Consider the following 23,500-nt stretch of genomic DNA (forward strand, 5'->3'; position numbering starts at 1 on the left):
TCATGCACGCAGCCCTCGGCAAGCCCGTCTGCTTCCGGCTCCAGTCGAGCCTGGATCTGCGCGTGGCGGTGCTGGAAGTGCCCCGCCTGCCCTGCCTCGCGCGTTTCAACAAAGTCGACCAGACGCTGGTGGCCACCGTGGTGGCCGAACTCGGCAGCAACATCCTCAAGTACGCAGGCGCAGGCCAGTTGCGCGTGCAGGGCGTGCACGACGGCCTGCGCAGCGGCGTGGAACTGGTGGCCGAAGACCACGGCCCCGGCATCGCGGACATCCCGAAAGCCATGCAGGAGCACTACAGCTCGTCGGGCAGCCTGGGCATGGGCCTGTCGGGCGTGCAGCGCATGGTGTCGGAGCTGGACGTGGTCTCTACCCCCGGCCGGGGCACGCGCATCGTCGCGCGCAAGTGGGACCCGTCGTACCCGCGCACGGCCGACCGCGCGAGCATCGCCGGTGTGCCAGCCCTCGGCGAGAGTACGTCGAACCAGCTGCGCCTGGAGATCGGCACCGCCAACCGCCCCTGTTATCCGGAGCACGTGTCGGGCGACAGCACACTGGTGCTGCCCGTCGCCGGCGGCATGCTGCTGGCCTGCATCGACGCCTCGGGCCACGGCAAGGCCGCCCATCTGCTGGCGCAGCGATTGACCGAAGGCGTGCGCGCGGCGGCCAGCCCCGACCTGGCGCGGCTGCTGCGCACCCTGCACACCCTGGCCGTGGGCAGCATCGGCGCGGCCGTTTCGCTGGCCTTCGTCGACACGGCCGGCGCCGAACTGCGCTTCGCCGGCATCGGCAACATCCGTATCCGGTGCCTCGGCCAGACGCCCTGGACCGGCATCGCCCGAGACGGCGTGCTTGGCGAGCGGTTTCCCTCACCCGATGTGCAGCGTTTCGAGCTGCATGCCGAGGACCTGGTACTGATGTACTCCGACGGCGTGCGCCAATCGCTGAGCAGCCAGGCCATGGCGCGGCTGCACCTGAGCTCGGCGCAGCAGATCGCCGACAACCTCCTGCGGCAGGCCGGCCGCAGCACGGACGATGCGAGTTGCATCGTGGTGAAATGTCGGCGCTAGCCTGGATCGGACGCGTCGTGCTGCATGGGCCGGACGCGTACCTCGAGGCGCGCCGCAAGGTCCACCAGGCGCTGCTCACGCTGGAAGGCACGTCGGGCCACGCCTCCCATGTCGCGCACTGCACACTGATCGCCTCCTGTGTGTCCGAGATGTGCCGCTGGCTGCGGCAGGCTGGCGCCGCGGCCGGGGCCCAGCAGCCGGCGAGCATCGAGATGGCGTGCGAGAACGGGCCTGGCGGCGCCCGCGCCGTGGTGAGTTTCGTATCGACCGCGCCGTTGCCCGCCACGCCGGTGCAGCTCTCGCGTTTCAGCACCACGGCCGAGCGCTTCGAGGCCGCCGGGCGGCATGAGTTGCGCCTGGGCTTTCCCCTGTCGCAAGGCATCGCCGCCGACGCGCTGCCGGGCCTGCAGGCGATGTTCGCCGAACGTTCGCGCGACGAATTGTTCGCCGAATCCCAGCGCTCCGACCGCGACATGCGCCAGCTCGTCGAGCAGCAACGCGCCATCTTCGAGAACACCCCCTCGGGCGTGATCTTCACGGCCGATGGCCTGATCAAACAGCTCAACCGCGGCTTCGCCGAAATCCTGCGCGGCAGCGAAGCCGCGCTGCTGGGCCAGCGTACGCAGGTGATGTTCGACGGCCCCGAAAGCTACGCCGCCTTCGGCGCGGAGGTCGGCCCGATCCTCGCGCTGGGCGAGGCGGTCAAGCTGGAATGGACGCTGCGCCGCCTCGACGGCGAGATGTTCGCCGGCATGGTCTCGGGCCGTGGCATCCAGCTCGAAGGATTCCAGCGCGCGGCGATCTGGGTCATCGAAGACATCAGCGAACGCAAGCAGCTGCAGGCGCGCTTGGCGGACCAGGTGGCGTTCCAGAAAGTGCTGCTGGACACGATTCCGGTGGCCGTGTTCTACAAGGACGCGGATGGCCGTTACATGGGCTTCAACCGCGGCTACACGGAAAGCCAGGGTCTGATCACCGAGGAGATGATCGGCAAGACCGTGCTCGACCTGGAGGGGCTGCCGCTGCCGGAACGGCAGGTGCAGATGAAGGAAGACGAGCAGGTCATCCATGGCGGATTGGTCCTGCGCCAGGTCATGCCCCGGCGCTTCGTGGACGGCGAGATGCACGAGACGGTGACCTGGAAGCGCGGCTTCCGCAAGCAGGATGGAACGCCCGGCGGCCTGATCTGCGCCTTCGTCGACATCACCGACCAAAAGCGCAGCCAGGAAGCGCTGCAGCTTGCCAAGGAAGCCGCGGACGCGGCCAACCAGGCCAAGAGCGACTTCCTGGCCAACATGAGCCATGAGATCCGCACGCCGATGAACGCCATCATCGGCATGAGCCATCTCGCGCTCAAGACCGCGCTCGATCCGCGCCAGCGCGACTACATCCAGAAGATCCAGCAGTCGGGCCAGCACCTGCTCGGCATCCTGAACGACATCCTCGATTTCTCCAAGGTGGAGGCCGGCAAGCTGGTGATCGAGCAGGTGCCCTTCGAGCTCGACAGGGTGCTGGAGAACGTCGCCGGCGTGGTGGCCGACAAGGCCCAAGGCAAGGGACTGGAACTGGTCTGCGACCTGCCGGCCGAGGTGCCGCAAAGCCTGCTCGGCGACCCTTTGCGGCTGAGCCAGATCCTGATCAACTACACCAACAACGCGATCAAGTTCACCGAGAAGGGCGAGATCGACATCGTGGTCCGGGCCGAGGAACGCACCGCGCATGACGTGCTGCTGCGCTTCGAGGTGCACGACACCGGCATCGGCCTGACGCCGGAACAGATCGCGCGGCTGTTCCAGAGCTTCCAGCAGGCCGATACCTCGACCACGCGCCAGTACGGCGGCACCGGCCTGGGACTGGCCATCAGCAAGCGCCTGGCGCAGCTGATGGGCGGTGACGTGGGTGTGCGCAGCGTGCCCGGCCAGGGCTCGACCTTCTGGTTCACCGCGCGCCTGGGGCTGGGCCGGCGCCAGCAGCCACGGCTGATGCCGCACATCGACCTGCGCGGCCTGCGCGTGCTGGTGGTGGACGACAACGACAACGCGGCCACGGTGCTGTCCGAGATGCTGGCCGCGCTCGGCTTCGCGGTGACGGTGGCGCATTCGGGGGCGCAGGCGGTGGAACTCGTGCGCCAGGCCGCGGCCGAAGGTGGTGGCTTCGACGTGGCCACGCTCGATTGGCAGATGCCCGGCCTGTCGGGCGTGGAGACGGCCGAACGCATCGAGGCGCTGGGTCTGGCCCGTGCCCCGCGGCTGGTCATGGTGACCGCCTACGGGCGCGACGATCTGGCGCGCCAACAGACGATCACCGTGGCCGAGTGGCTGCTCAAGCCGGTGAGCGCCTCGGTGCTGTTCAACACCATGATGCGGGTGCTGGGCCACGACAAGGCGCCGAAGGCCTTGAACGACTTCGCCGCAGCGACCGCCTCCCAGGCGCTGGCCGCGCTGGCGCCACTGCGCGGCGCACGCATCCTGCTGGTGGAAGACAACGAACTCAACCAGCAGGTGGCGAGCGAACTGCTGCAGGACGCCGGGTTCGAGGTCGATGTGGCCGACAACGGCCAGGTGGCGCTCGACAAGGTGACCGCGGCCCGCGCGCGACGGCAGCTCTACGACGTGGTGCTCATGGACATGCAGATGCCGGTGATGGACGGCGTCACTGCCGCAGGCCTCCTGCGCCGCGAACCCGCGCTGGCGGCGATGCCGATCCTGGCCATGACCGCCAATGCGATGCAGATCGACCGCGAGCGCTGCCTTGCCGCGGGCATGAACGACTTCGTGACCAAGCCGATCGACCCCGATGCCCTGTGGCTGGCGCTGAGCCGCTGGATTCGCCTGCGCGACGGCCTGGGCGTACCTGCGCCGGTAGCCCCACCGCCCGCGCAGGCCTCCACCGAAAACCACATCCCCCGCCACATCCCCGACCTGGACACCCAGCTCGGCCTGCGGCGGGTGATGGGCAAGGAATCCCTGTACCTGAGCATGCTGCACAAGTTCGTGGCCGGCCAGGGCATGGCGACCGCGCAGATCCGCAGCGCACTCGACGGCGGGCAACGCGAGCTGGCGTTGCGCCTGGCCCACACGCTGCGCGGACTGGCCGGCAACATCGGCGCCAGCGCGCTGCAACAGGCAGCCGGAGATGCCGAGCGGGCCATGGCCCAGGGCGAGGACGTGGACACGGTCGATGCGTTGCTGATGGCCCTGGAGCGCGCCCTGGCGACCATCGTCCAGCCACTGGCCGTGGCGCTGGCCGGGCCGGCTCCGGTGGCATCGGCGATACCTGCGGCACAGGCCAAAGCCGTGCCGGCGGAACACGTCGGCCCCGTGCTCGCGCGGCTGCGCGCACTGCTCGACGATGCCGATCCCGAGGCCGGCGACTACTTCAGCGAACACAGCCAGATGTTGCGCGAGGCCCTTGGCCAGGCCCATGGCGAAGTGCAGGCCGCAATCAGCGGCTACGACTTCGAGGAAGCACTCCATACGCTGGAGATCGCCGCACCCCGTTAGTCAGGCAGCGGCTTCGGTCAGGCAGCGGCTTCGTTTTCAGCGGCGACTTCGGCTCTTTCGGCGCGCGGCGGCGCTGCATGCGCCATGGCCATCACCTCGCGCGGCGGCAGTGTCTTGAGGCGGTGGTCGCTCCATACCTGGCGCCAGCGGCGCGCGCCCGGCAGGCCATGGCGCAAGCCCAGCATGTGGCGTGCGATCGGGTACCACGGCGTGCCCTCCGAGGCGGCCATGCGCTCCATGTAGGCCACCATTTCCAGTTCGACCGCCTCGCGGCTCGCCAACTGCGGCGTCGTACCAAAGAAGGCTTCGTCGAAGCCAGCCAGCAGCCAGGGGTTGTGGTACGCCTCGCGGCCGACCATCACGCTGTCCACATGCTGCAGGTGCTCGGCGATCTGCGCAGGCGTGGTGATGCCGCCGTTGATGCCGATGGTGAGCCGCGGAAAATCGCGCTTGAGTCGGTACACCTGTTCGTAGCGCAGCGGTGGAATCTCGCGGTTCTCCTTCGGGCTCAGGCCCTTGAGCCAGGCGTTGCGCGCGTGCACGATGAACGTGTCGCAGCCGGCCTCGCTGACCTTGCCCACGAAATCGCGCACGAACGCATAACTCTCGGTGCGGTCGATGCCGATGCGGTGCTTCACCGTCACCGGGATGGAGACCACGTCGACCATGGCCTTCACGCCATCGGCCACGAGGTCGGGCTCGGCCATCAGGCAAGCGCCGAACGCGCCGCGCTGCACGCGCTCCGAAGGGCAGCCGCAGTTCAGGTTGATCTCGTCGTAGCCCCACTGCTCGCCCAGCCGCGCGCAATGCGCCAGGTCCGAGGCCTCGCTGCCGCCGAGCTGCAGCGCCACCGGATGCTCCGTCGCATCGAAGCGCAGATGCCGCCCCACGTCGCCATGGATCAGCGCGCCGGTCGTCACCATCTCGGTGTAGAGCAGCGTGTGGCGCGAGAGCAGGCGGTGCAGGTAACGGCAATGGCGGTCCGTCCAGTCCATCATCGGGGCCACGCTAACAGCCGCGTAGCTCTGAGGACCCGTTTTCCCTCTGGAAACGCCCTGTTCTAGCGGTGTCTGATTCAATGTGATTTCCTGCGTTTTTCGCTCATTTTTCAATGTCGGTGCTACATTCGGGGCGACAAAAAAACCGATGTAGCACCACCCATGGGAACAATTCTCGCACGCACCCGAAAAGACGGCACGACTGGGTATATGGCCACGGTGCGAATCAAAAAAGGCGGCAAGGTCATCTTCCGGGAAACCGAGACCTTCGACCGGGAACAGGCCGCCAAGGCCTGGATGAAGAAACGCGAAACGGAGCTCGCGGTGCCTGGCGCGCTGACAAAGCCCGCCGACCCGCTGATGGCCGACGTGATCGACCAGTACAACCAGGAGAAGCACAAGGCCCACGGCAAGACCAAGACCCAGGTGCTGCGCACCATCAAGGACTCGGATTTCGGGAAGCTGCGCTGCAGCGAGGCCACCAGCCCGGAGATCATCAAGTATCTGCAGACGCTCACATCGCAGCCGCAGACGCGAGGCAACTACCTCTCCCACTTGGCGGCGGTCTACAGCGTGGCCAGGCCGGCCTGGGGCTACCCGCTCGACCAGCAGGCGGCCGAGGACGCCCGCGTCGTGGCAGTCAAGCTGGGACTGATCAGCCGTTCGAAACAACGCACCAGGCGGCCGACACTGGACGAACTGGACAAGCTGATGGCGCACTACAGCGCCTACGAGCTCAAGAACGCCGACCCCATCCCCATGCGCGCGTTAATCCTGTTCAGCATCTTCTCGACGCGGCGCCAGGAAGAAACCTGCCGGATCACCGCCGAAGATCTGAACGCCGAGCACGCTGAGTTGACCGTGCGCGACATGAAGAACCCCGGCGAGAAGATCGGCAACGACGTGGTGACCGCATTGACGCCCGAGGCCCTGCAGATCATCCAGCGGCTGGGCGCCAAGAAAGGGCGGATCTGGCCCTACAACGAAGGTTCGGTCAGCGCCTCGTTCACCCGTGCCTGCGCCATTCTGGGCATCGAGGATCTACGTTTCCATGACCTGCGGCACGACGGCATTTCTAGGCTATTCGAGATGGGCTGGAACATTCCACGCGTGGCCACCGTGTCGGCGCATCGCTCGTGGCAGAGCCTGCAGCGCTACACCCACGTCAAACAGACAGGGGACAAGTATCAGGACTGGCCCTGGAAAAAGAAGCTGCTCGGCGCGACCTGAGGGGCTACTGTATGCTTTCACAGCATGAGCGAGCATTTCTTCCGCCAGCAGGGAGAGCGAGGCCCGCGCCACTGCCAGTGGTGCGAGCACTGGGGCGGCCCCACCAATCCGCGCTACCCGGACGGGTCGATTTGGTGCGTGCAGAGCCGGCTCGTGAAGTCCACCCCGCGAGACGGCTGCGCGTACTGGGCCAGAGCGACCGGTCTGGACCGTGATGACATTCCGCCGAGCGTGCCCTACGTTGACCATTTCGCGCTGGAGATGGCAGCCATGAAGGAAGCCATGCTCCGCGAGGACGCCGATATCCAGGCCATGGCCGGCGACTGGAACCCCAACGCAAAAAAGCCCTCCACCCCGTGAAGGATGGAGAGCTGAAACCCGCGCCGAAGCACAGGAGGAGACAACTGCAACTACTTGATCAGGGGCATGAGCCGACTGTCAAACGGGAACCTGGCGCGCACCTCGGCGACATTGATCCAGATCTCGCCGTTAGGCTGCTCGTGGCCGAATGGCAGGATATGACCGAAGCCTCGCGTGGATTTGATCCACTCGGCGCCGCCCCTCTCCGCCTCCTCCAGCAATTCGAGCAGCCACTTACGCCCGACGCGGCCATTGCGCACCAGCAGGCCCTTGATCCACATCTCGCCCGGCAACCAGTGCACGCCGCACAGCGCGTCGTAAGGGGCCATTGCCGGAGCCGCATCGTCATGAAAGAAGCGAAACACTTCTTTCGAGCCAGCGTCGGGCAGACGCTCGACGCGGATCATTCCGACGCCCTCCCCGCCTGCTCGGCAATCTTGCGCACCGCATCTCCGCTGGCCTTACTTCCCCGGCTAGAGCCGATGAAATAGGTCAAAGCCGCGACCATGCCACCCTCGACCGTGCCAAACGCCCGTGTCAAGAGAGCGCGTGTGTATTCATCGGACGGCATCTTGCCGAAATAGAACATCGCCACCTCGGCCGCGAACAGGGCCAGCAGCACGAAGAAGATCACCTGGGGCATGAAGTCCTTCGTGGCGATTTGCCTGGCCCGCGCGTCCTGCACGTCGCGCAGCTGCGCATCGTCCGCCGCCTGGTTGATCTTGAGCACATCGATCTCGAGCGTGCGCATCTGCAGCGCGAACTGCTGCTCCGCCGTCTTGATGGCCACGATCTGCTCCCCCGTGAGCTGGCCGCTGGTCAGTGCGCTCGCTACGTCGGCCTCAGACGCGTTTTCTGTGCCCAACATGGCACTGGCCAGGACCTTGACGGCTGCACCCGCCATGGGGCCGCCCAAGGCCGCGCCAAGCACCGGCGCCAAGCTGCCGACGAAAGTCCTCCAGTCGAAGGCGGCACCCATCAGGCCACCCGCTGGTTAATCCAGCCATACAAGAAGGCGCGCTGCGAGCGGTTGCCCTCGGTGATCTCCAGGTACCGGGCCGCCTGCACGCCGTTGAGGGCCTTGAGCATGACCTTGATCCCCTCCATGCCGCGCCAGCGCAGGAAGGCCTGCAGCGCAGCCAGGCTGACCGGGCCGAGCCGGCCGTCGACGAACAGATCCGCGTAGCGTGAGCCCGTGTCGTTGAAGCCATTGAGCCAGCGCTGCAAGAACTCGGCCGCCTTCCCGGGGCCCATGTTGACACCGGTGTCGATCAGCTCCATGGCGATCTCCATGTTGATGCCCGCGACCTGGTCGAACTTCGGTTCGCTGATGTAACGCGCTCCGTAGATCTTGCGGGCCAGATCTACCGGCAGATCGCGCATGTCGCCCTGGTAGCCGTTGGCCCTGGCCACGGCCAGCGTGATGCCATAGTTCGTCGGGCCGCCCTTGTCATCGGGGTGGTCCACGTAGCCTTTCTCCACGGCGATGATGTTGTTGACGAAGGTATCGAAGTTCATCGGAGATCTCCAAATTTGCTGTTGAGTCGGCGGTCTTTGATGCCGTGGCTGCCCATCACCTCGATAAGCTGCGCGATGCGGGCCTCGCAGGCCTGGCGCTCGTCGCTCACGGCCTGGTCGATCACTTTGTGCAGCCGCGTGATCTCGACGTCCTGCCGTTCGCTGTGGACCTCACCGGCCTTGATGCGATCGGCCATCTGCCCAATCACCAAAGCGGTGCGCTGTTCACTCATGCTGACGAACATGGCGGCCACCCAGGCCATGACCACCAACACGACGACAGCTGCGATGGTGATCAGGGAAAACGGTGAACCGGTGAGCGTGATGAAAACGGCCTGGCGCTGTTCCCATACCCAATACAACACGATGCCGCTGAAGGCGGCCAGAACGCCCAGCAACAGCTTCGTGAGCGTCAGCTCCTTCCACACCTCAATGAAGCTCTTGAGCATGGATTCAATCCGGCAGGGCGAGCTCGGGAAGCATGGCGGCGAGCTGATCGCCAGTGGGCTCAACTACGGTGCCCGCCTCCCACTGCGCGAGAATCTCGTAGCACTTGGCCCAGATCAGCGAGCGCCAAGCACGCAACGCTTGGCCCTCAGCCTGGAACTTCGCCACCGCCGGCTCATCGGCATACGTCACGGCAGTGCTGATATCGTCGTAGCCGAGCGCCTGAGCACGCTCATCCAGATGGGTCTGGACGCGTGCTCGAAGCAGATCGATCCGCCGCGCAACCGTGAGCGCCGCAGGGCGTCGTAGCGCGTCGGCTTCGGCTTGAGTGATAGGCGTCAGGCCGTCTCCGATGTAGTCGTCTTGCGAGCCATCGGACTCAAAAGCAAAAACGGCGCTGGATGCGTCTTTGAAGTATTTCACGTCTAGTCCCTTTCAGCGCTCAGCGCAGTTCATTCCAAAACGACAGAGAGCCCTGGGTGACGACCAATTGGTAGGTCGCGCCAGCCGGAACGACCGCCGTCGCGTGTAATGACGTATTCCCAGGCGTTGCGCCCGTGATGCTTCCGTTCGCAGCAATGCTGTTAACGCCGGCTACTGTCCAACTCACAAAGACAGTGCTGCTGGCGACAGTACCTGTGACAGTGGCCGACACGGTGATCGGCCGGCCGGTGGTGTTGGTGTAGGTCGTGTTAATGGCCCGGCTACCCAGCAAGTTCTGCCAGGTCTGGCCAACGCCAATCGCCTTGGCGCCAATCATCGCGTCAATGGCCTGTTTCAACTGTGTGAGCGTTCCGCCACTCAGCGCGATACCAGCCAGCTCGATCACGTTCGAAATCTCTTCCTGCACCTGGTCAAACCAGTCCGCGTTCAGATCAGTGGCTGCAACGCCCCCAATGACATCACCATCGGTAAAGCCAGGCTTTCCCGCGCCGAATTTGCCGGCCACCGCCGTGATCGTCGTAATACGCCTCATGTTGTTTTCCTTTGGTTAAAAGTCAGGCGCCATACCCGACGAAGAGCCGGGTGTGCGCGGGTTTGTGAATGGCAAGAAGGCACTCCAAGCCAGGGTCGCCCCAGCTCGCCAGCGGGTCGCTGCAGCGGCCGCGCACAGTCATTACCTTCTTGTTTGCTGCGGCAGGCACATTGACGCGCCAGCCGAATCGCCAGCCACCCTGGTTGATAGCGGCATTGCATTTGCTGTTCGCACGCATTGGCCGGAATACGTCCACCGTCGCGCCGGCATAACCCAGCGCCGCGAGAAACCCAATAAAAAAGGCGGCCGATTGGCCGCCCTGGTAGGTCAAGCGCTGCACCACCCGGCGTCTTCGCTCGGCGGTGCTGCCCGGTGGATCGAGGCACGGATCAGGCAAGCCGACGACGCGCTCCCAGTCGTCGAGCAGCTCACTTGCGGTGCGCGCATCCGCCTCTTCGAGGAGCTGCTCGGCGCGCTGGTGAAGTGCCTGCAGCGCCGTGGCGGTGGGATCGAAGATGCGCACGCTGGCGTTGTCGCCTTCAACCGGCCAGGCCGGGCCTATGGGTAGCAGCCCGAGCTGCTGCTGTGCGTAGTCGGCCGCTGTCGTCCTGATCACACCCATGCGATGCTCCCGAAGGTCGGCATGTGGCCGATGCCCGGCGTGACGTTGGCGGCCGGCGCCAGCAGCACACTGTCGGTCTCTCCAGCGGCCACGCTGATGGCTTCGCGGATGTGCGAGACCAACAGCGTGACACCTGGCTCTGCCTCGCGTTTGAGCAGGTCGCGCAGTTCGGCCTCCACCGCTGTGCGTACCGCAGCGCTGTTGGGCGTGAGCGAGATCTGAAACGCCACCGGGTCGGCCACCGGCGCCATCACATAAAGCTCTGCCGTCACTGGTGCGAGTGGCGTAATGTGGGCCAGCACGGCGGCCACCTCGCCCGCGTCTGGAATCAGCGAGGCGTCGTCGTCGCGCACGAAGCGCACCACTACCGTGCCGGCGCCCTGCTCCAACGGGGCCACCCAGGCGCGCGTGACGCCCGGCACCTCCAGAGCCCAAGCCTTGTAGTCGGTGACGCTGCCGCCGTCCGGCGGGGTCCGCACGCGGGCAATGAGCCGGGCGCGCAGGCTGTCAATCGACTCGATGTCCGCACCGCCCGAAATTTCGCCGGCCGTGGCTTGCGTCTGCACGCCGGCCACGGGCGACACGAGCGAGAGCGCCTGGCCGGCCGCGCGGTTGCCGGCGGCGCCGGCCAGCGCCGCCACGATGGGCGCGCTGCCAGCTACGCTGTCGGCCGTGGTGGTGTACTGCACGCCATCGAACGCCTGCAGCACGCTTCCCGTGGGCACAGTGGCGCCCAAGGCCACCACGAAGGCAGCTGCGCCCGTAGCGGCCGCTGCGGGCTTGCGCGGCACCTCGAGCCACATGCTGGCCCAACGCTCCAGGATGTCGTCGTCGCAGGTGTCCCAGATGATCTGGCGCGCGATCCAATCCGCGTAGCCATACACGCCATGCAGCGCCCCGGCGAAAACGCGGGCATAGACCTCGGCATCGGCACGCCGCAGCTGCTCGCCATCGACACGCGAAAGCATGTCGTCGCGGACGGACTTGACCAGCGCCGTCAAAGGCGGTCGGTTAAACATTCAGAAAGCTCCATGCATCGTTGAAACGGATATCCAGATTGGCCGCATCGGGCCGCACGATCTGGCAGCGCAGCGAGATCTGCGACACACCGGCACGTTCGGCCTCGACGATGACCTGGCTGGCCACACCATCGGCCACCAGCCAGGCGAGGGCCTCCTCGGCATACTCCCGCGCTTGGGTGACCGTCTGCTGGGTGATCTTCGCGCGGGCCAGCAGCCACAGCCGCGAGCCGATGCGGTCGCCTGGTACGGATGCGAAGCTGTCGCCCCACCAGCCGCAGCGCTCGGTGCCCGGCAGGTCATCCGCCGGGCGGGCGCGGCCCCAGGTGAACAGGCTGATGATTACGGCGCGGGGCAGCGGATCGCGCAGGCCCATGCCGAGCGAGCGCTCGACGCCATCGACCACGATGGTGAGCGGTTGTTCGGGCGTCATGCCGGGCCTCCGGTGCTGGCACCACCTGGCTGCACGCCGCCGTGCACATGCGTGGCCCCGATGTTTACGCCGTTATGCGAGAGCTGCGGGGCCAGCAGATGGATGGCGCTGCTGGCGGCGATCTCGATCACGCCGCCGCGCTTGAGCGTAATGGTGGAGCCGCCGTCGTCGTGCAGCGCCACCTCGCCCGGCTGCAGGGTGGTGAGACGGTAGCGCCGATCGGCAACCACCAGCACCACACCGTGCGAGCGATCGCCATCGAAGAAGCCGGCCACCACCTCGGCACCGGCCTGCGGGTGCGAGGTGAAGCCGTAGGGCTCGAAGTGCTCCATGCGGTCCTTCGCTTCTTCGTCGAGCAGCTGCACCTGCAGGGTCTGCATCTTCGTGGTGGCCTTGGCGGCGGTAACCTTGCCGCGCACGAACATGTTGCCGATGCGTGTCGCCATGCGACGGAGCGCATCCAGTTCGGCGCTCATTCGGACTCTCCACTCAATCCCAGGCCACCGGAGGCGTAGCGGTCTTTGACGATCTTCACGTTCTTGCCTTTCTTCTGTTTCTTCTGTGCGGCCGACACGTAGCCGTCAACCGGGCCGACGCGCAGTTCCGTGCGCTGGCCTTGTTCGTCCAGCAGGTACTTCACCTCGGCCACAAGCATTTCCGTCTCAAACCCGATCACGCTGTCGACCACGCGCACGATCTGGTTCGGCACCCACAGACCGGCCGTGTCGCTCTGCCGCCAGCCGTCCACGGTGTAGGTGGTTTCCAGCGCCTTGGCGGCACGGTGGGCCCGCTCGTAGCGCACGCGATCGGCGCAGGTGCCTTCGTCCACCTGGCCGCTTTGCCGCAGCACCAGCAGGCGGTGGCGGCTGACGCGGTTGTCGGTGACGCTGGCGCTGCTGCCGATCGACGATGTGACGGCGGTGTCCACGTCCTCACCGGCTTCGTCTTCGTCGGTCTGCTGGCTGGTAACGGACTTCTGCCCTTTGCAGATGTATTCGCTGAAGACCTTGCTGAAATCGAGCGCCGCTTCGGCTGCACGGATGTTCACACCCAGCTCCAGCGCCACGCCGGCCTTGCCGCCGCTGCCGGCGACGATGAAGACCAGATCCCCCTGCGCGTTGTCGGTCGCGAGGCAATGCCGGATACGCAGCATGCGGTCGATGCTTTCGAATACGGTCTCGCCCTGCTGCACCTGAAAGGCCAGCGTGCCTCCGGTGTCCACCTCCGCACGGACCGTGACGCCGTAGGGTGCGGCCATGTCGGAAGCGATCTGCTCCAGCTTCACGCCGCGCCACTGGCCGCCGCTGCCGCCCTTGGCGTTGGGTTTGACCGTCTTCGCGGCGGCGGCCTTCGTGCCGTCCACCGCCGTGAGGTTGAGCGCGGCCCAGCCCTTACCGGTGCTTCCCGTGCCGCCGGGAGCGCCCTTGCTGCCCTGGATGGGGCAGCAGTCCACCAGGTCGGCGGTTTTGCTGCGGCCACGAATGCCGACGCTGAGCGATGTGCCGTCGTACCGGATGGGCGTTCCGTCGATGTAGCCGGTGGCGACCAGGTCTTCGCCGATGTACAGCGTGCAGGCGTCACCGGGCTGCACCCGGCGCGGCACGTCGGTCTGGCCGGGCCAGCGGTCGGTCACTTCGAGGTCGAAGCTGCGCGCCTGGCGCTCGATGCCGGCTTCGATGCGCACGTTTTTCCAGCCGCCGAATTCCGTGCCGTCCACCACCAGGCGCACCAGGTTGGATTCGTCGATCATTTGGAGAGCACCTGCAGGGGTTTCTGCGGCACGAAGCCGGGATGGACCAGTCGGTTGCGCAAGACGATTTCATCCGCGCGCGTGGCGTCCTCATACCGGTCGTAGGCAATCACCAGGGCCGAGCACACCTGCGGCGGCGTGAGCGGCACCAGGCGGGCACCGCCAGACGCGCGGGCGGTAAGGTCGGCCCATACGGCCTGGCGGGCGGCCTGCAGCGCGTTGTAGGCCGTGTCGTCGGCGACCAGGCTTTCGGCGTCAAGCGCGGCGCACACGGCGCTGCGCACGGTGTGCGCGTCGGCCTGCACGGTGGCATCCACATGGCTGCTGATGCCGACGGCCTGGGCCAGCAGGGCGCGGCGCACCAGCGCGTTGATGGCGGCGGTGTTGAGCACTTGCTGCCGGCGCGCGGGCGTGGCCGTGGCGGCCGGCACCGGCGCGTTGAGCACGCCACCCGCGCCGCCGTTGCCGGCCACGCCGACGATGGCCAGGGCCATGGCGGCCATGGGGTCGCCGTTGGCGGTGCCGGCGGTGCTGGCCGCACTGCTGCCCGAGTAGGCGGGCGCAACATCATCGCCACCACCGAAGAGCGAGGCCACCAGGGGCGACAGGTCGAACAGATCCATGAGCGACTGCGCGAAATCCAACGGCGTGGACAGCTGCTGCACCAGGGAGCCGACAGACGCGCCCAGGCCGGAGGCCCAGCTGGCAAGCGGGCTGACGCCGCTGAGCGAGCCGATGAAGTCGAATGCGCTGTTCAGGTCCAGCGCGGCGGCATCACGCACGAAGGAAGCAAAACCATCGACCGCGAAGCCACTGGCGAAGCTGCTGGCGCCGGCGAACGACAGGCTGTCGGCCGACATGCGGCTGAGCATCGGCGTGCTGCTCTGCGCGGAAGGGAATTCCAGCTCGCCGCCCTCGACGAAGCTGAAGCTGACCTCGGCCCGGCCGGCGGCGGTGTCAAAGCGCACGCGCATGAGTTCGCGCAGCGACACCTCCATGGTGCCGAGCCAGGGATGCACCAGCGTACCGGTGCCCTCTTCCTCCGCAGCGGCGATCAGTGCGTTCGCGTCGGCGATGTAGCCGGGCCCGACGACGAAGGCATCCACCGTGAAGCTGCGCGTTGCACGGCCCAGGTCTTCCGCCCATGGTTGGTCGCGCTGCGGATACTCGTGCACTTGCACGCGCCGGCCTACCTCGACACCGGCGGCGTCCACGTAAAAGGGCACGCCGCGAAAGCTCGCCGGCTGCAGCGATTCACTGAGGTAGGTCATGGTGCCTTCTAAAAACCGGTATCGGTGGCGAGTGAGCGGTAGCCCACGTTGGTGTTGACGGCCACGCGCGGCGCGGTGGACTGGGCCTGCTCCACGCGCATGCCAGGAGGCGCATTCGCGAAGTTGATGTCCACCTTGCCGTTGAGCGTGGCGGTCGGGTTGGAGGGCTGAACCAAGTTGAACGAGCCTGAGCCGATCTGGCCTGGTGCCGGTGCTCGCGTAGAGCCGTCGAAGGACTGCGGGCCCAGGCTTTCCGCTAATGGAGCGGCAGCGGCGGCGGCATTGCGCACCACGGGCCCCAGAGCCCGGACCTGCGGCCCCATGGCCCGAAATGCGGGCGCCGCTTGCGCGACGGGCCGCGTCAAGGTCTTCGCATAGGCGTCGGTGACCTCCAGCGAGCGCTTGGCGTTTTCGTTGCCGAAGAAGGCCAGGACGCGCGCAATGCCTTCGCCGAGCGCCTTGGTGAAATCCCAGTCCTCTATAGCCTTGTAGATGGCGCTGCCGACCGCGTAGCCGACCAGGCCGGCGGCACCGATAAGGCCGGCCGACTTCGCGGCTGCCGCCAGCGACGCGGTCATGACAGCGGTGACGGAACCCGACGCGGCCGCACTGGCAAGAAAGGCGCCGGCAGCGTTCCACGCGGCCAGCGACGCGCCGCCGAAAGCCCCCGCCAGGCGAATGAGCGAGCCAATGATGCCGCCAATGGCGAAGATCGTCTGCGCGTTCATGATCACCGCCAGAATGACAAGGGCGTTTTTGAGTCCGCCTACCTGGTCCACCGCCGACTTCAGAGCATCGATGCTGGAACGGATGCCGTTCAGAAAACTCTCCCAGTCGATCGACTGCAGCCCTGCCACCAGCTCTTGAACGACCTTCTTCACCTGCGCCCCTACCACCTTCTTGCTGGCAGCAGCCCATTGCACGAAACCCTCGACCAACGGACTGAGTACCGGGATCAGTTCGCGCGCGATGGTGGACTGAAAACCCTTGGTGACGAAATCCAAGTCCTGCAGCTTGTCCCCGAACTCTTTCGCGGCGCGGATATCGGCCTCGGGGATGGTGCCCTTGAGCTTGGCGAAGCGGGCCAGGCTTTGATCAATGCCCTCACGGCCTTCACTCAGGAACGGCAGCATTTCCTGGTAGGCCTTGCCGAACAAGGCTGTGCCCATGGCGGCCCGCTTCACGGGGTCCTCGTTGAGCTTGAACGATTCCGCGATCTCGGGCAGCAGATCCGCAGCAGTGCGCATCTGGCCGCTGGCATCCTTCAGCGGGATCTTGAGAGCCTTCATCAACCCGAGCAAGCTATCGTTCTTACCCATTGCAGCAGCCCCAAGACCCTTGTTGAGCTTGCCCATCGAGAGCTGCAAAACGTCAATCGGCAGTGCGGCCTGGTCGGCCACATACTTCATGCGCTGGAACTGATCCGAAGTCATCCCGGCCTTGATGGCCCCGTTCTGCAGCGACTCCGCCAGCTCGGTGAATGAGACCACCGCGTGCTTGACAGCGGCCACACCGAAGCCCGCCGCGATGGTGGACATGATACCCAATGGAACGCCGAACTTCGACGTGAGGTTGTTAATGCTCGTGCCCACATCGCCGAGGTACTTGCGCGTGGTCTTGGCCACGCCCTGCACGCTCTTCAGCACGGGCGACAGGTTGTCCACGGCGCTCAGGATCGCCTTGAGGGTGAATTTGTCCATGTGGGTCTCTCAGGAAGGCCGCTCCAGCTTGGCGATGCGGTAGGCCTGACTTTCGTATTGCTGGAAACGGGAAAGGGAAAGCCGCATCACTGCGGCCGGATCTAGGCGCCAGAAGCGCGCCACCTCATAGACGCTATCGGTCAGCTGCTCTCGGGTTCGTCGCTCGCCCCGAAAAAACCCATCACCATGGCGGTCGCCTTGCCGAAGTCAGCCGGGTCCATGGCCTTGACGCTGGAAAGCGGCACGCCCGCCAGGCGCACGATCCAGGCGGCCACGGTCTTGTGCTGGATCTGCACGCCCGTGGAGCCGTTGTCCATGATCAGCAGGAAGGGCTGGCCGAGATCCATGATGTCCTCGGTAGTCACTTCACGCAGGGTGACCTCGCTGACGTCGGCGCCGTGCGCCCGAATCGGCTTCTTCAGCTGGATGGTGTTGAGCTCGACCTTGTTTTCCTCGCCGCTCATTGCCATGCCCCGTTCGTGCCGTTGAACTCGAGTTCGACTTCGCCCTCTTCACCCTTACCGCTGGCCTCGTTAGCCAGCCAGGCGCCGGAGAGCACGTAGACCTTACCGTTCGCGAATTCGGCCGTGCACGTCATATCGGTGCCGGCCTGCAGCTTCGCGATGGGGAAATCGCGCGTGAAGACGGCGGTGAGCTTCACGAATGGAAACAGCGGTGTTTCCTTGTAGCCCACAGGGCCACCCGAACTCATCATCGGCTCGCGCTTGACGGCCATGATGGGGCACTCGAGGCCCCCTTTGACTTCCAACTGGACGCCGTCTACTTTGATGTAGCAGACGCCCGCAATGCGGTCAGCCATGATTTCTTCCTTTCGAGGTTATGTAGGGATCGCGCCGCAGGTCAGTACTGCAGGCGGAACTGGTTGAGCACGGCGAAGACGCGCAGGTTGTTGATGTAGTCCGGCGTGAAGAGCACGTCGAGCCGGTTCGGATCGGTGGCATTGCGCTCGACGATCAGGTTGGCCGCGAACATCGCGCTGTTTTCGACATAGCCCTGGAATTCCATCTTGGCGTAGTCGGCCACGATCTCGCCACGGGCCACGGCCGGCGTGATGATGGCCGAGCCAGCGGCGAAGCGGGTGCCGTCATTTGCAAGCTTGTGGCGCGGGTACTTGCTCGTGATGATCGAGCGCAGGCGGCGCAACACGTACGCGGAGAGCTGCAGGGTCTCGCTGTCCAGGTAGGAGTCATCGGCCTGGTTGAAGGCATTCTTCTGGTAGGTGGTGATGGCCCGCTCGACGCGCAGGATGCCGCCGCTGACGTAGCTGGTGGCAACACCGTAGTTCAGCAGACTTTGCCGCTCGGCGAACAGGAAGCGCTTGCCGGCGCGTGGCACGAGCAGGCCGGTCAACACGCCGGTCTGCACCGTGCGGGCTGGATCAGCGTTGAGGAAAACGGCATTGCGCGCGGCGTAGGCGGCGGCGTATTCCCAGCTCGGGTTCGGGCAGTCCACATCGATCGCGGCAATGGTGTGGTGCTGATCGTTGCGCAGGCCGCCGGCAGTGACCAGGGCGCCGAGCGAACCGCGCAGCGCCGTGTACACATGGCCGTACAGCTGACGGCTCCAGCTCCAGCGGCCGGTGGTGTCGTTCAGCTCGGCGCCGATGGTGTCCAGGCTGGTGCTGTCGGTAAAGGGGTGGAAGATGAAGTCGTACTCTTCGTCCCCCATGGCCGAAATGACGGGCGCCAAGGCCGGATTGACCGCGCCGGAGGCCAACGTGGCGCCCGAATAGGACAGCGTGATGCCGCCTGGCAAGGCTTCGCTGCCGGCGGAACCTGCGAAGCTGTCCACCATCGTGATGTCGTTGCCGGTGAGGCCCTTCCACTTGGCCGTGAGCGTGACGACGCCAGCTGCAGCGGCAGCGGTGACGGGCAGGTCGGTGTTCGCCGTGATGGCGGTGACGATCGACGCGGCCACCACCGCAGCGGTGTCGCCCAACAACACGGGCACCTGGATGCGCTGACCGGCGATGTATAGGGCGATCACACCGGTGCTGGTGGCCGTACCCACGGCGGTGACGGTGCCGGTAGCCGCCACAGACGAAGTACCTTCTGCCACCGGGATGCACCACAGTTCGCCGAAGTTGTCGTTGTCACGGTAAGCCTTGACCATGCGCGCCAGCTGGGAGCCACGGCCGAAGAAGGCGATGGCCTGGGCGACCGTGGACACGATCACCGGCACGTTGACGGCGGCAGTGCCGCCCACCAGCTTCTGGCCAATGGCGAGCGCACGGCGGACGCCAGACACGGCGCCATTGGCCCGGCTGTTGTCCATCTCGGCATAGAACAGCGGCACACGGACCTGCTGCGGAATGTTGGCAAAGGGAACGGTCATGAAGGTGCTCCAGAAAGTGAAAAGGCCCGCTTGATGGCGGGCCTGGTGGTGGGCTTGGTTGCGTTAGGTTGGGGTGTTGGCCTCATCCTGTGCAGACGTCTGCACGGGCTCGACCTCGGCGGTCAACTCCTCGACGTCGCCGGATTCGATCCGGCGGTGCCAGTAGGTTGACGGGGTCACCTCGCGGCCTTCCGGCGGCAAGGTGCCGCCCCGATCGGGATCGGGGACAGTGATGTTCGGGGCGGGTTTCAGAAACATGGATACCTCCAAAAAAACAAAAGCCGCCTCGAATGGGCGGCTGAACTGGACACTTCGTCGTTTGGGTGAAATTACCCTTCCTGACTCCCGGTTGGATCAACAAGGAGGTGCGCGTATTTCGAGTTGGAAATGAGCGATCGGGCGTAAATCGACATCACCTCTTTCCCGTTTGGAATTTCGTAGTCGGTCGGCGACGAGGCATGCGTGGCTTTGCAAATCGCTCGCGTGATATGCACTGCCAGGCCGAACATCGAGCGCCGAAAAATGCTTATTAATGGAATCTCTTGCCCATCAAGCTGCGTAGCGCCCTTCGGAACGCCGTGAAATTTCAATTGGCCACAGAAGCTTTTCACCTTGTCATCTTCGAACGTCATCGACGAGGCTGTGTGAGCGAATCTGTTCCGGATTTCTTTGAGGGCGCGCAGCTCATTGCGCGCGTTGACCGGTATCAAGCCGAAAAAGTAAGCCAGTTTGATCCGAGCCGAAAACTCCCCAGCAGGCCCTTTGTATTCAAGGAACTCATTCACAGGCTTCTTCTCATCAACCATCGAAGCCGCTATGAGCAACTTCAGACGATCATCCAGGAACTGCCCCGCCCTTACCACTGCAGCCCGATCACTCTCACCCGCAAGAGACTCTTTGAAATCGAGCAACTCCGAAGTTAACGCCGCCTCTCTCTCGGAAAGTCCCGCCAAAATCTTAGCGCGGAGCTCGCCCTTGGACTTGTCTCGCGCCGCAATGTGGTCAGGATCATTCATCCACGCTGATTCTGTGTTGTCTGCCAAAGACGCCTCCTGAAGTTAAGGGCTCCAGTATCAGCGATTGCGGATAACACAGCGAATGGACCCGTGGTCAAGCAAGGGATGCCGGTTCGCCGCTTCGACAGATGTTGATTAAATCAGGCCGCAATGCCAATCAGCGGCATGTTGCTCCTGTTCCACGAACCACCCTGCGGGAAGCGCGGAGCCATCGCACCTTGGATCGGCGGGTAGTAGTACTGCCCACTGGTAAGCCCCCATCGAGCCAGCGTGAAGTCATACGCACCCGAAGCCCATCCAGTCGAGCGGCTTTGCGCCGATCCGTGGCACGACGGTGCGCCACCAGAGAACGCGAAGGTGACACCGACCCAAAAGCCCTTCGGATCGCTCTTCACGCCGGCGGCAAAGGTGAACGTGTTGATGCCCACGCTCAGCACCAATTCGGCATCGGCTTCGGCGATGAGATCGCCTGGCACGCCGTCCTCGTTCGTGTAGATGGCGCAGCGCGCTCTCGCCGTCCCGGGGATCGCCGTCACCGAGATGCCGGCCCGCTTCATCGTGTCGCCGAAGTGCGGGAAGTAGCCGATGAACATCAGGTCGGCCACCATGACCTGAGCGGCGCCGGATGGACCGCCTTCCGGGCTGAAGTACCAGCCGCCACCCTGCAGTCCGGGGCAGGTGCCGATTGGGAGGTCTTCAATGTTAGGCATTATGGTCGCACTCCAATCAGCGGGAAGGTCGCGGCATGGCCCAGCACGCCGGTCATGTCGAAGACCGTCGGCATGACCGATGGGTACGAACGCACCGGCGAATACCACCCCTTGTTGACCGTCTGAAAATCCAGCGCGCCAGGGCCGGCCCACGGATCGCCGGTCTGCCCTGCGCGCAGCGTCGGTGCAGACGTCGCCGAAATGATGATCACGACCCAGACACCGCTCGGCCCACTTCGCACGCCGCCGGTGAACGCAAACAAGTTGGTCCCGACGGCAGGGGTGATCTCGGCATCGGCCTCCTGGATGAGCGACCCCGGGAAGCCGTTGGCGTTGGTGTAGAAGGCGCAACGCGCCTTGTTGGTCGCGTCGGGGACCACGGTGGCCTCGAACCCCACCGTCCCGATGAGGCCCGAGCACGCCGGGATGAAGGCGGCGTAATACCGGAATGTGCCGATCGCCGCTGCGGTCGATGCTGGATACTGGGCCGGCGGAAATTTCCACAAGCCCGTGTTGATGCCCGGACTGGTGTTCAGCCGGAGGTCGTCAATGATCTGATTTGCCATGATTTTTCCTTTAAAGAAAGAGCTTGGTTTTGTCGATGGCCGCCGCCGCTGCCGCAGCAACGACTGGCGACGGGTGCGTGCCATCTGGCGTGGGTTGCCCGAGAGAGACGATCCAACGGCCACCATTGCGCGCAAGGGCGCCACTGGCATCGACCTCAACACGATCTGCGGCATCGAACACGGCTTCGAGCGGCCACGGGACGGTGCGAATCCAGTCGTTGATCTTGACGCGCACCGCTTCCGTGGCACGCACCGTCTGATTGGCAACCGTGGCCCAGCCGTCCGTCGAGTCCGTGGCCGGGAGCGCGGTACATTGAATGACCTTCACGCCGCGAGCTCGCCACAAAAGCCATTGCGTGAGCAGCTTGCTTTGAATCATTTCAAAGCTGTTGCTACCGAAGACGTTGTTGATCAACATCTCCTGGATGACGTGCGTCACGCGACCATTCGCCATCAACGAATAGCTGCCCTGCGAGTTGATCGAGCTGTCGAGGGAGGCCTGCGGGCAGGTCATCCGCATATAGGGAATCACGCAACCCGACCCGCCTGCGACGTTTGAACCAAGCCCACGAGCGACGTAGCCAGTGTTCTCGATCTTCACGGTCGTGTTGTCGCCGCCGCTCCCGGTGGCAATGCTGTCGCCATCGATCAGCACGGATACGAACGGCGCAACGCCGTCAGCGAAGATGCCACACGCACCCCATGCCTGACGCAGGTTGATGGCCTTGTAGGGATTGGCCGCAAACGCCGTCTGACTGGCATCGGCCCCGGTGTGATAGTTCGAGTACTCACCCAGGTTGGGGTCGCTGTTGCCGTCGAAACTGTTCCAGACCTCCTGCGGCATGTCCCAGGTGGTGCCGCCGTCGCTGCGGGTGTACGAGACGTGCTCGATGAATTTGGCACCGGCCGGAATCTTCAGCACTTTGCCGGTGACGCTGTCCAGCACCTGATCCGAGTAGACCAGACTATTGACACCACCCGGCACCAGGATGCCGTTGGCACCACCGAAGGTGACGCGGTTGATCTGACCCAGCGGATATTCGATGGAGCAGCCGGTGATGGTCTTGTCGTACGCACAGGCCACGTCGCCGATGGCGGCAGCTGAGAAGGTGAAGCCGGCGTACGCCAGCACCAAGCCGCTCAGTCCCCCCGAGTTTTCGGCAGCCGTGTGGACAATGCCCGCGTCATGCCGCGTGCCAGCGATGACGCTTGTGAAAGCGCGCGTGCTGACCCGAGACGATGCCTGTCGCTTCGTGAACCAGGGAGTTACGGCAGGCGGCACGGTCGACTTAGCGGCGACCACACGGCTGGTGGTCGTCACTGGGGTCACACCATCACGCATGACCACCGGTGACCCATCGCGCAGCGTCAGCGGAGAGACGACGCCACCAGCGCTACCAGAGCTACCCGAGCTACCCCGACCCCCGGACTGCCCACGACACACCATTCGAGTCATAAATGGCATATGGAGCAACCGTGCCAACCAGAGCAGCCTTCCCAGCATTTGCAGCGGCTGGGAATGCGGCCTGCAACGCAGAGGCAGTCGCGAAAACACCAACGCTCCCGCCCCCTTCCACCCAGGATGAGCCATTGCTCGTGTAAACCGTATATGGCGCGGCCGCGCCGACCAACCCCGTTTTGCCTGCATTGACAGCGGGCGGAAACGCGGCCTGCAGCGCCGCCAGCGTGGAATAGGTGCCAACCACGCCGCCGGTGCCGACCGCTGGCGGCGCGAAAAGCAGCGTGGTGTTGTTACGGCGACCGAACAACAGATCGCCCGCGCTGATGGTCTCCCCGACGGGAGGCACAACGACAGGCGGCGTCGCAAGGACGACGTCACCAACCTGCACCAGGCGGTTCCAGTAGGGCGTGGCATCGACCTCGCGCCCAGCGGGCGACAGGAAGCCGCCGCGATCGACGTCCGGCACGTTCACGCCGTTCTTAGGGGTGACAAACATG

The 23,500-nt window shown here is 65.2% G+C and carries 27 protein-coding genes; 4 read left to right on the top strand and 23 right to left on the bottom strand.

The annotated features are described in order from the left end of the window. Positions 1 to 2 precede the first annotated feature (2 nt). Both RD110_RS18500 and RD110_RS18505 read left to right on the top strand, forming a co-directional pair. The gene (locus RD110_RS18500) at positions 3 to 1,067 is read left to right on the top strand and encodes an ATP-binding SpoIIE family protein phosphatase (RefSeq protein WP_076200955.1); all 1,065 of its coding nucleotides are present in this window, start codon (positions 3 to 5) and stop codon (positions 1,065 to 1,067) included. Further along, entirely contained in the window at positions 1,055 to 4,570 is a 3,516-nt protein-coding gene (locus RD110_RS18505; protein ID WP_076200957.1) for a PAS domain-containing hybrid sensor histidine kinase/response regulator, read from the top strand. The genes RD110_RS18500 and RD110_RS18505 overlap by 13 nt, the downstream gene beginning before the upstream one ends. Positions 4,571 to 4,587: 17 nt before the next feature. Here RD110_RS18505 and dusA read toward each other — a convergent pair whose 3' ends face one another. Further along, positions 4,588 to 5,568, bottom strand: a complete 981-nt coding sequence (gene dusA / locus RD110_RS18510; RefSeq protein ID WP_083686345.1) for a tRNA dihydrouridine(20/20a) synthase DusA — start codon at positions 5,566 to 5,568, stop codon at positions 4,588 to 4,590. 210 nt (positions 5,569 to 5,778) lie between these two features. Here dusA and RD110_RS18515 point away from each other — a divergent pair, with 210 nt between their 5' ends. Next, positions 5,779 to 6,798, top strand: a complete 1,020-nt coding sequence (locus tag RD110_RS18515) for a site-specific integrase (protein ID WP_239467066.1) — start codon at positions 5,779 to 5,781, stop codon at positions 6,796 to 6,798. A 24-nt stretch (positions 6,799 to 6,822) separates the two neighbouring features. After that, entirely contained in the window at positions 6,823 to 7,158 is a 336-nt protein-coding gene (locus tag RD110_RS18520) for a hypothetical protein (protein ID WP_076200963.1), read from the top strand. 50 nt (positions 7,159 to 7,208) lie between these two features. Here RD110_RS18520 and RD110_RS18525 read toward each other — a convergent pair whose 3' ends face one another. The 22 genes from RD110_RS18525 to RD110_RS18630 form a co-directional block, all read right to left on the bottom strand. Beyond that, positions 7,209 to 7,565: a hypothetical protein gene (locus RD110_RS18525; protein WP_076200964.1), complete on the bottom strand. Its 357-nt coding sequence runs from the start codon at positions 7,563 to 7,565 to the stop codon at positions 7,209 to 7,211. Further along, positions 7,562 to 8,137, bottom strand: coding sequence for a hypothetical protein (locus RD110_RS18530; protein WP_076200966.1), 576 nt, complete (start codon positions 8,135 to 8,137; stop codon positions 7,562 to 7,564). Before RD110_RS18530 ends, RD110_RS18525 begins: the two co-directional genes overlap by 4 nt. After that, positions 8,137 to 8,676, bottom strand: coding sequence for a glycoside hydrolase family 108 protein (locus RD110_RS18535; protein WP_076200968.1), 540 nt, complete (start codon positions 8,674 to 8,676; stop codon positions 8,137 to 8,139). The genes RD110_RS18530 and RD110_RS18535 overlap by 1 nt, the downstream gene beginning before the upstream one ends. Continuing rightward, on the bottom strand, positions 8,673 to 9,125 hold the full coding sequence (locus tag RD110_RS18540) for a hypothetical protein (RefSeq protein WP_076200969.1): 453 nt from the start codon (positions 9,123 to 9,125) through the stop codon (positions 8,673 to 8,675). The genes RD110_RS18535 and RD110_RS18540 overlap by 4 nt, the downstream gene beginning before the upstream one ends. 4 nt (positions 9,126 to 9,129) lie before the next feature. Beyond that, on the bottom strand, positions 9,130 to 9,546 hold the full coding sequence (locus tag RD110_RS18545) for a hypothetical protein (protein ID WP_076200971.1): 417 nt from the start codon (positions 9,544 to 9,546) through the stop codon (positions 9,130 to 9,132). Between the two features lie 19 nt (positions 9,547 to 9,565). After that, complete coding sequence (locus RD110_RS28100; RefSeq protein WP_076200973.1) at positions 9,566 to 10,099, bottom strand: hypothetical protein; 534 nt, start codon at positions 10,097 to 10,099, stop codon at positions 9,566 to 9,568. Positions 10,100 to 10,121: 22 nt separating this feature from the next. Continuing rightward, on the bottom strand, positions 10,122 to 10,721 hold the full coding sequence (locus RD110_RS18555; RefSeq protein ID WP_076200974.1) for a YmfQ family protein: 600 nt from the start codon (positions 10,719 to 10,721) through the stop codon (positions 10,122 to 10,124). After that, entirely contained in the window at positions 10,712 to 11,740 is a 1,029-nt protein-coding gene (locus RD110_RS18560; protein ID WP_076200976.1) for a baseplate J/gp47 family protein, read from the bottom strand. The genes RD110_RS18555 and RD110_RS18560 overlap by 10 nt, the downstream gene beginning before the upstream one ends. Further along, positions 11,733 to 12,173, bottom strand: a complete 441-nt coding sequence (locus RD110_RS18565; RefSeq protein WP_204249985.1) for a phage GP46 family protein — start codon at positions 12,171 to 12,173, stop codon at positions 11,733 to 11,735. The genes RD110_RS18560 and RD110_RS18565 overlap by 8 nt, the downstream gene beginning before the upstream one ends. Further along, complete coding sequence (locus RD110_RS18570) at positions 12,170 to 12,649, bottom strand: phage baseplate assembly protein V (protein ID WP_204249986.1); 480 nt, start codon at positions 12,647 to 12,649, stop codon at positions 12,170 to 12,172. Before RD110_RS18570 ends, RD110_RS18565 begins: the two co-directional genes overlap by 4 nt. Continuing rightward, positions 12,646 to 13,923: a phage baseplate assembly protein gene (locus tag RD110_RS18575; RefSeq protein WP_076200977.1), complete on the bottom strand. Its 1,278-nt coding sequence runs from the start codon at positions 13,921 to 13,923 to the stop codon at positions 12,646 to 12,648. Before RD110_RS18575 ends, RD110_RS18570 begins: the two co-directional genes overlap by 4 nt. Next, complete coding sequence (locus RD110_RS28245; protein WP_076200979.1) at positions 13,920 to 15,194, bottom strand: DNA circularization protein; 1,275 nt, start codon at positions 15,192 to 15,194, stop codon at positions 13,920 to 13,922. Before RD110_RS28245 ends, RD110_RS18575 begins: the two co-directional genes overlap by 4 nt. A gap of 8 nt (positions 15,195 to 15,202) precedes the next feature. Beyond that, entirely contained in the window at positions 15,203 to 16,894 is a 1,692-nt protein-coding gene (locus tag RD110_RS28250) for a phage tail tape measure protein (RefSeq protein ID WP_076200980.1), read from the bottom strand. Positions 16,895 to 17,034: 140 nt separating this feature from the next. Then, positions 17,035 to 17,364 (bottom strand): phage tail assembly protein, encoded by a 330-nt coding sequence (locus RD110_RS18590; protein WP_083686348.1) that lies wholly within the window; start codon positions 17,362 to 17,364, stop codon positions 17,035 to 17,037. After that, on the bottom strand, positions 17,355 to 17,714 hold the full coding sequence (locus RD110_RS18595; protein ID WP_076200984.1) for a phage tail tube protein: 360 nt from the start codon (positions 17,712 to 17,714) through the stop codon (positions 17,355 to 17,357). The genes RD110_RS18590 and RD110_RS18595 overlap by 10 nt, the downstream gene beginning before the upstream one ends. Positions 17,715 to 17,755: 41 nt before the next feature. Further along, positions 17,756 to 19,249 carry a phage tail sheath subtilisin-like domain-containing protein gene (locus RD110_RS18600; RefSeq protein ID WP_076200986.1) on the bottom strand — a complete coding sequence of 498 codons (1,494 nt, stop codon included), beginning with the start codon at positions 19,247 to 19,249 and terminating at the stop codon, positions 17,756 to 17,758. A gap of 63 nt (positions 19,250 to 19,312) precedes the next feature. Next, a complete protein-coding gene (locus tag RD110_RS18605; protein ID WP_076200987.1) occupies positions 19,313 to 19,507 on the bottom strand; it encodes a DUF2635 domain-containing protein in 195 nt (64 codons plus the stop codon). A gap of 71 nt (positions 19,508 to 19,578) precedes the next feature. After that, the gene (locus RD110_RS18610) at positions 19,579 to 20,265 is read right to left on the bottom strand and encodes an MltR family transcriptional regulator (protein ID WP_076200989.1); all 687 of its coding nucleotides are present in this window, start codon (positions 20,263 to 20,265) and stop codon (positions 19,579 to 19,581) included. 140 nt (positions 20,266 to 20,405) lie between these two features. Continuing rightward, positions 20,406 to 20,975, bottom strand: coding sequence for a hypothetical protein (locus RD110_RS18615; RefSeq protein ID WP_157900246.1), 570 nt, complete (start codon positions 20,973 to 20,975; stop codon positions 20,406 to 20,408). Continuing rightward, the gene (locus RD110_RS18620) at positions 20,975 to 21,541 is read right to left on the bottom strand and encodes a hypothetical protein (protein ID WP_076200992.1); all 567 of its coding nucleotides are present in this window, start codon (positions 21,539 to 21,541) and stop codon (positions 20,975 to 20,977) included. The genes RD110_RS18615 and RD110_RS18620 overlap by 1 nt, the downstream gene beginning before the upstream one ends. 10 nt (positions 21,542 to 21,551) lie before the next feature. Next, positions 21,552 to 22,862 (bottom strand): SGNH/GDSL hydrolase family protein, encoded by a 1,311-nt coding sequence (locus tag RD110_RS18625; protein WP_157900247.1) that lies wholly within the window; start codon positions 22,860 to 22,862, stop codon positions 21,552 to 21,554. A 91-nt stretch (positions 22,863 to 22,953) separates the two neighbouring features. Beyond that, a complete protein-coding gene (locus RD110_RS18630; RefSeq protein ID WP_076200995.1) occupies positions 22,954 to 23,499 on the bottom strand; it encodes a DUF2635 domain-containing protein in 546 nt (181 codons plus the stop codon). Position 23,500: the final 1 nt, after the last annotated feature.

The sequence above is a fragment of the Rhodoferax koreense genome (assembly GCF_001955695.1).
In the GTDB taxonomy this organism is placed as follows: domain Bacteria; phylum Pseudomonadota; class Gammaproteobacteria; order Burkholderiales; family Burkholderiaceae_C; genus Rhodoferax_B; species Rhodoferax_B koreensis.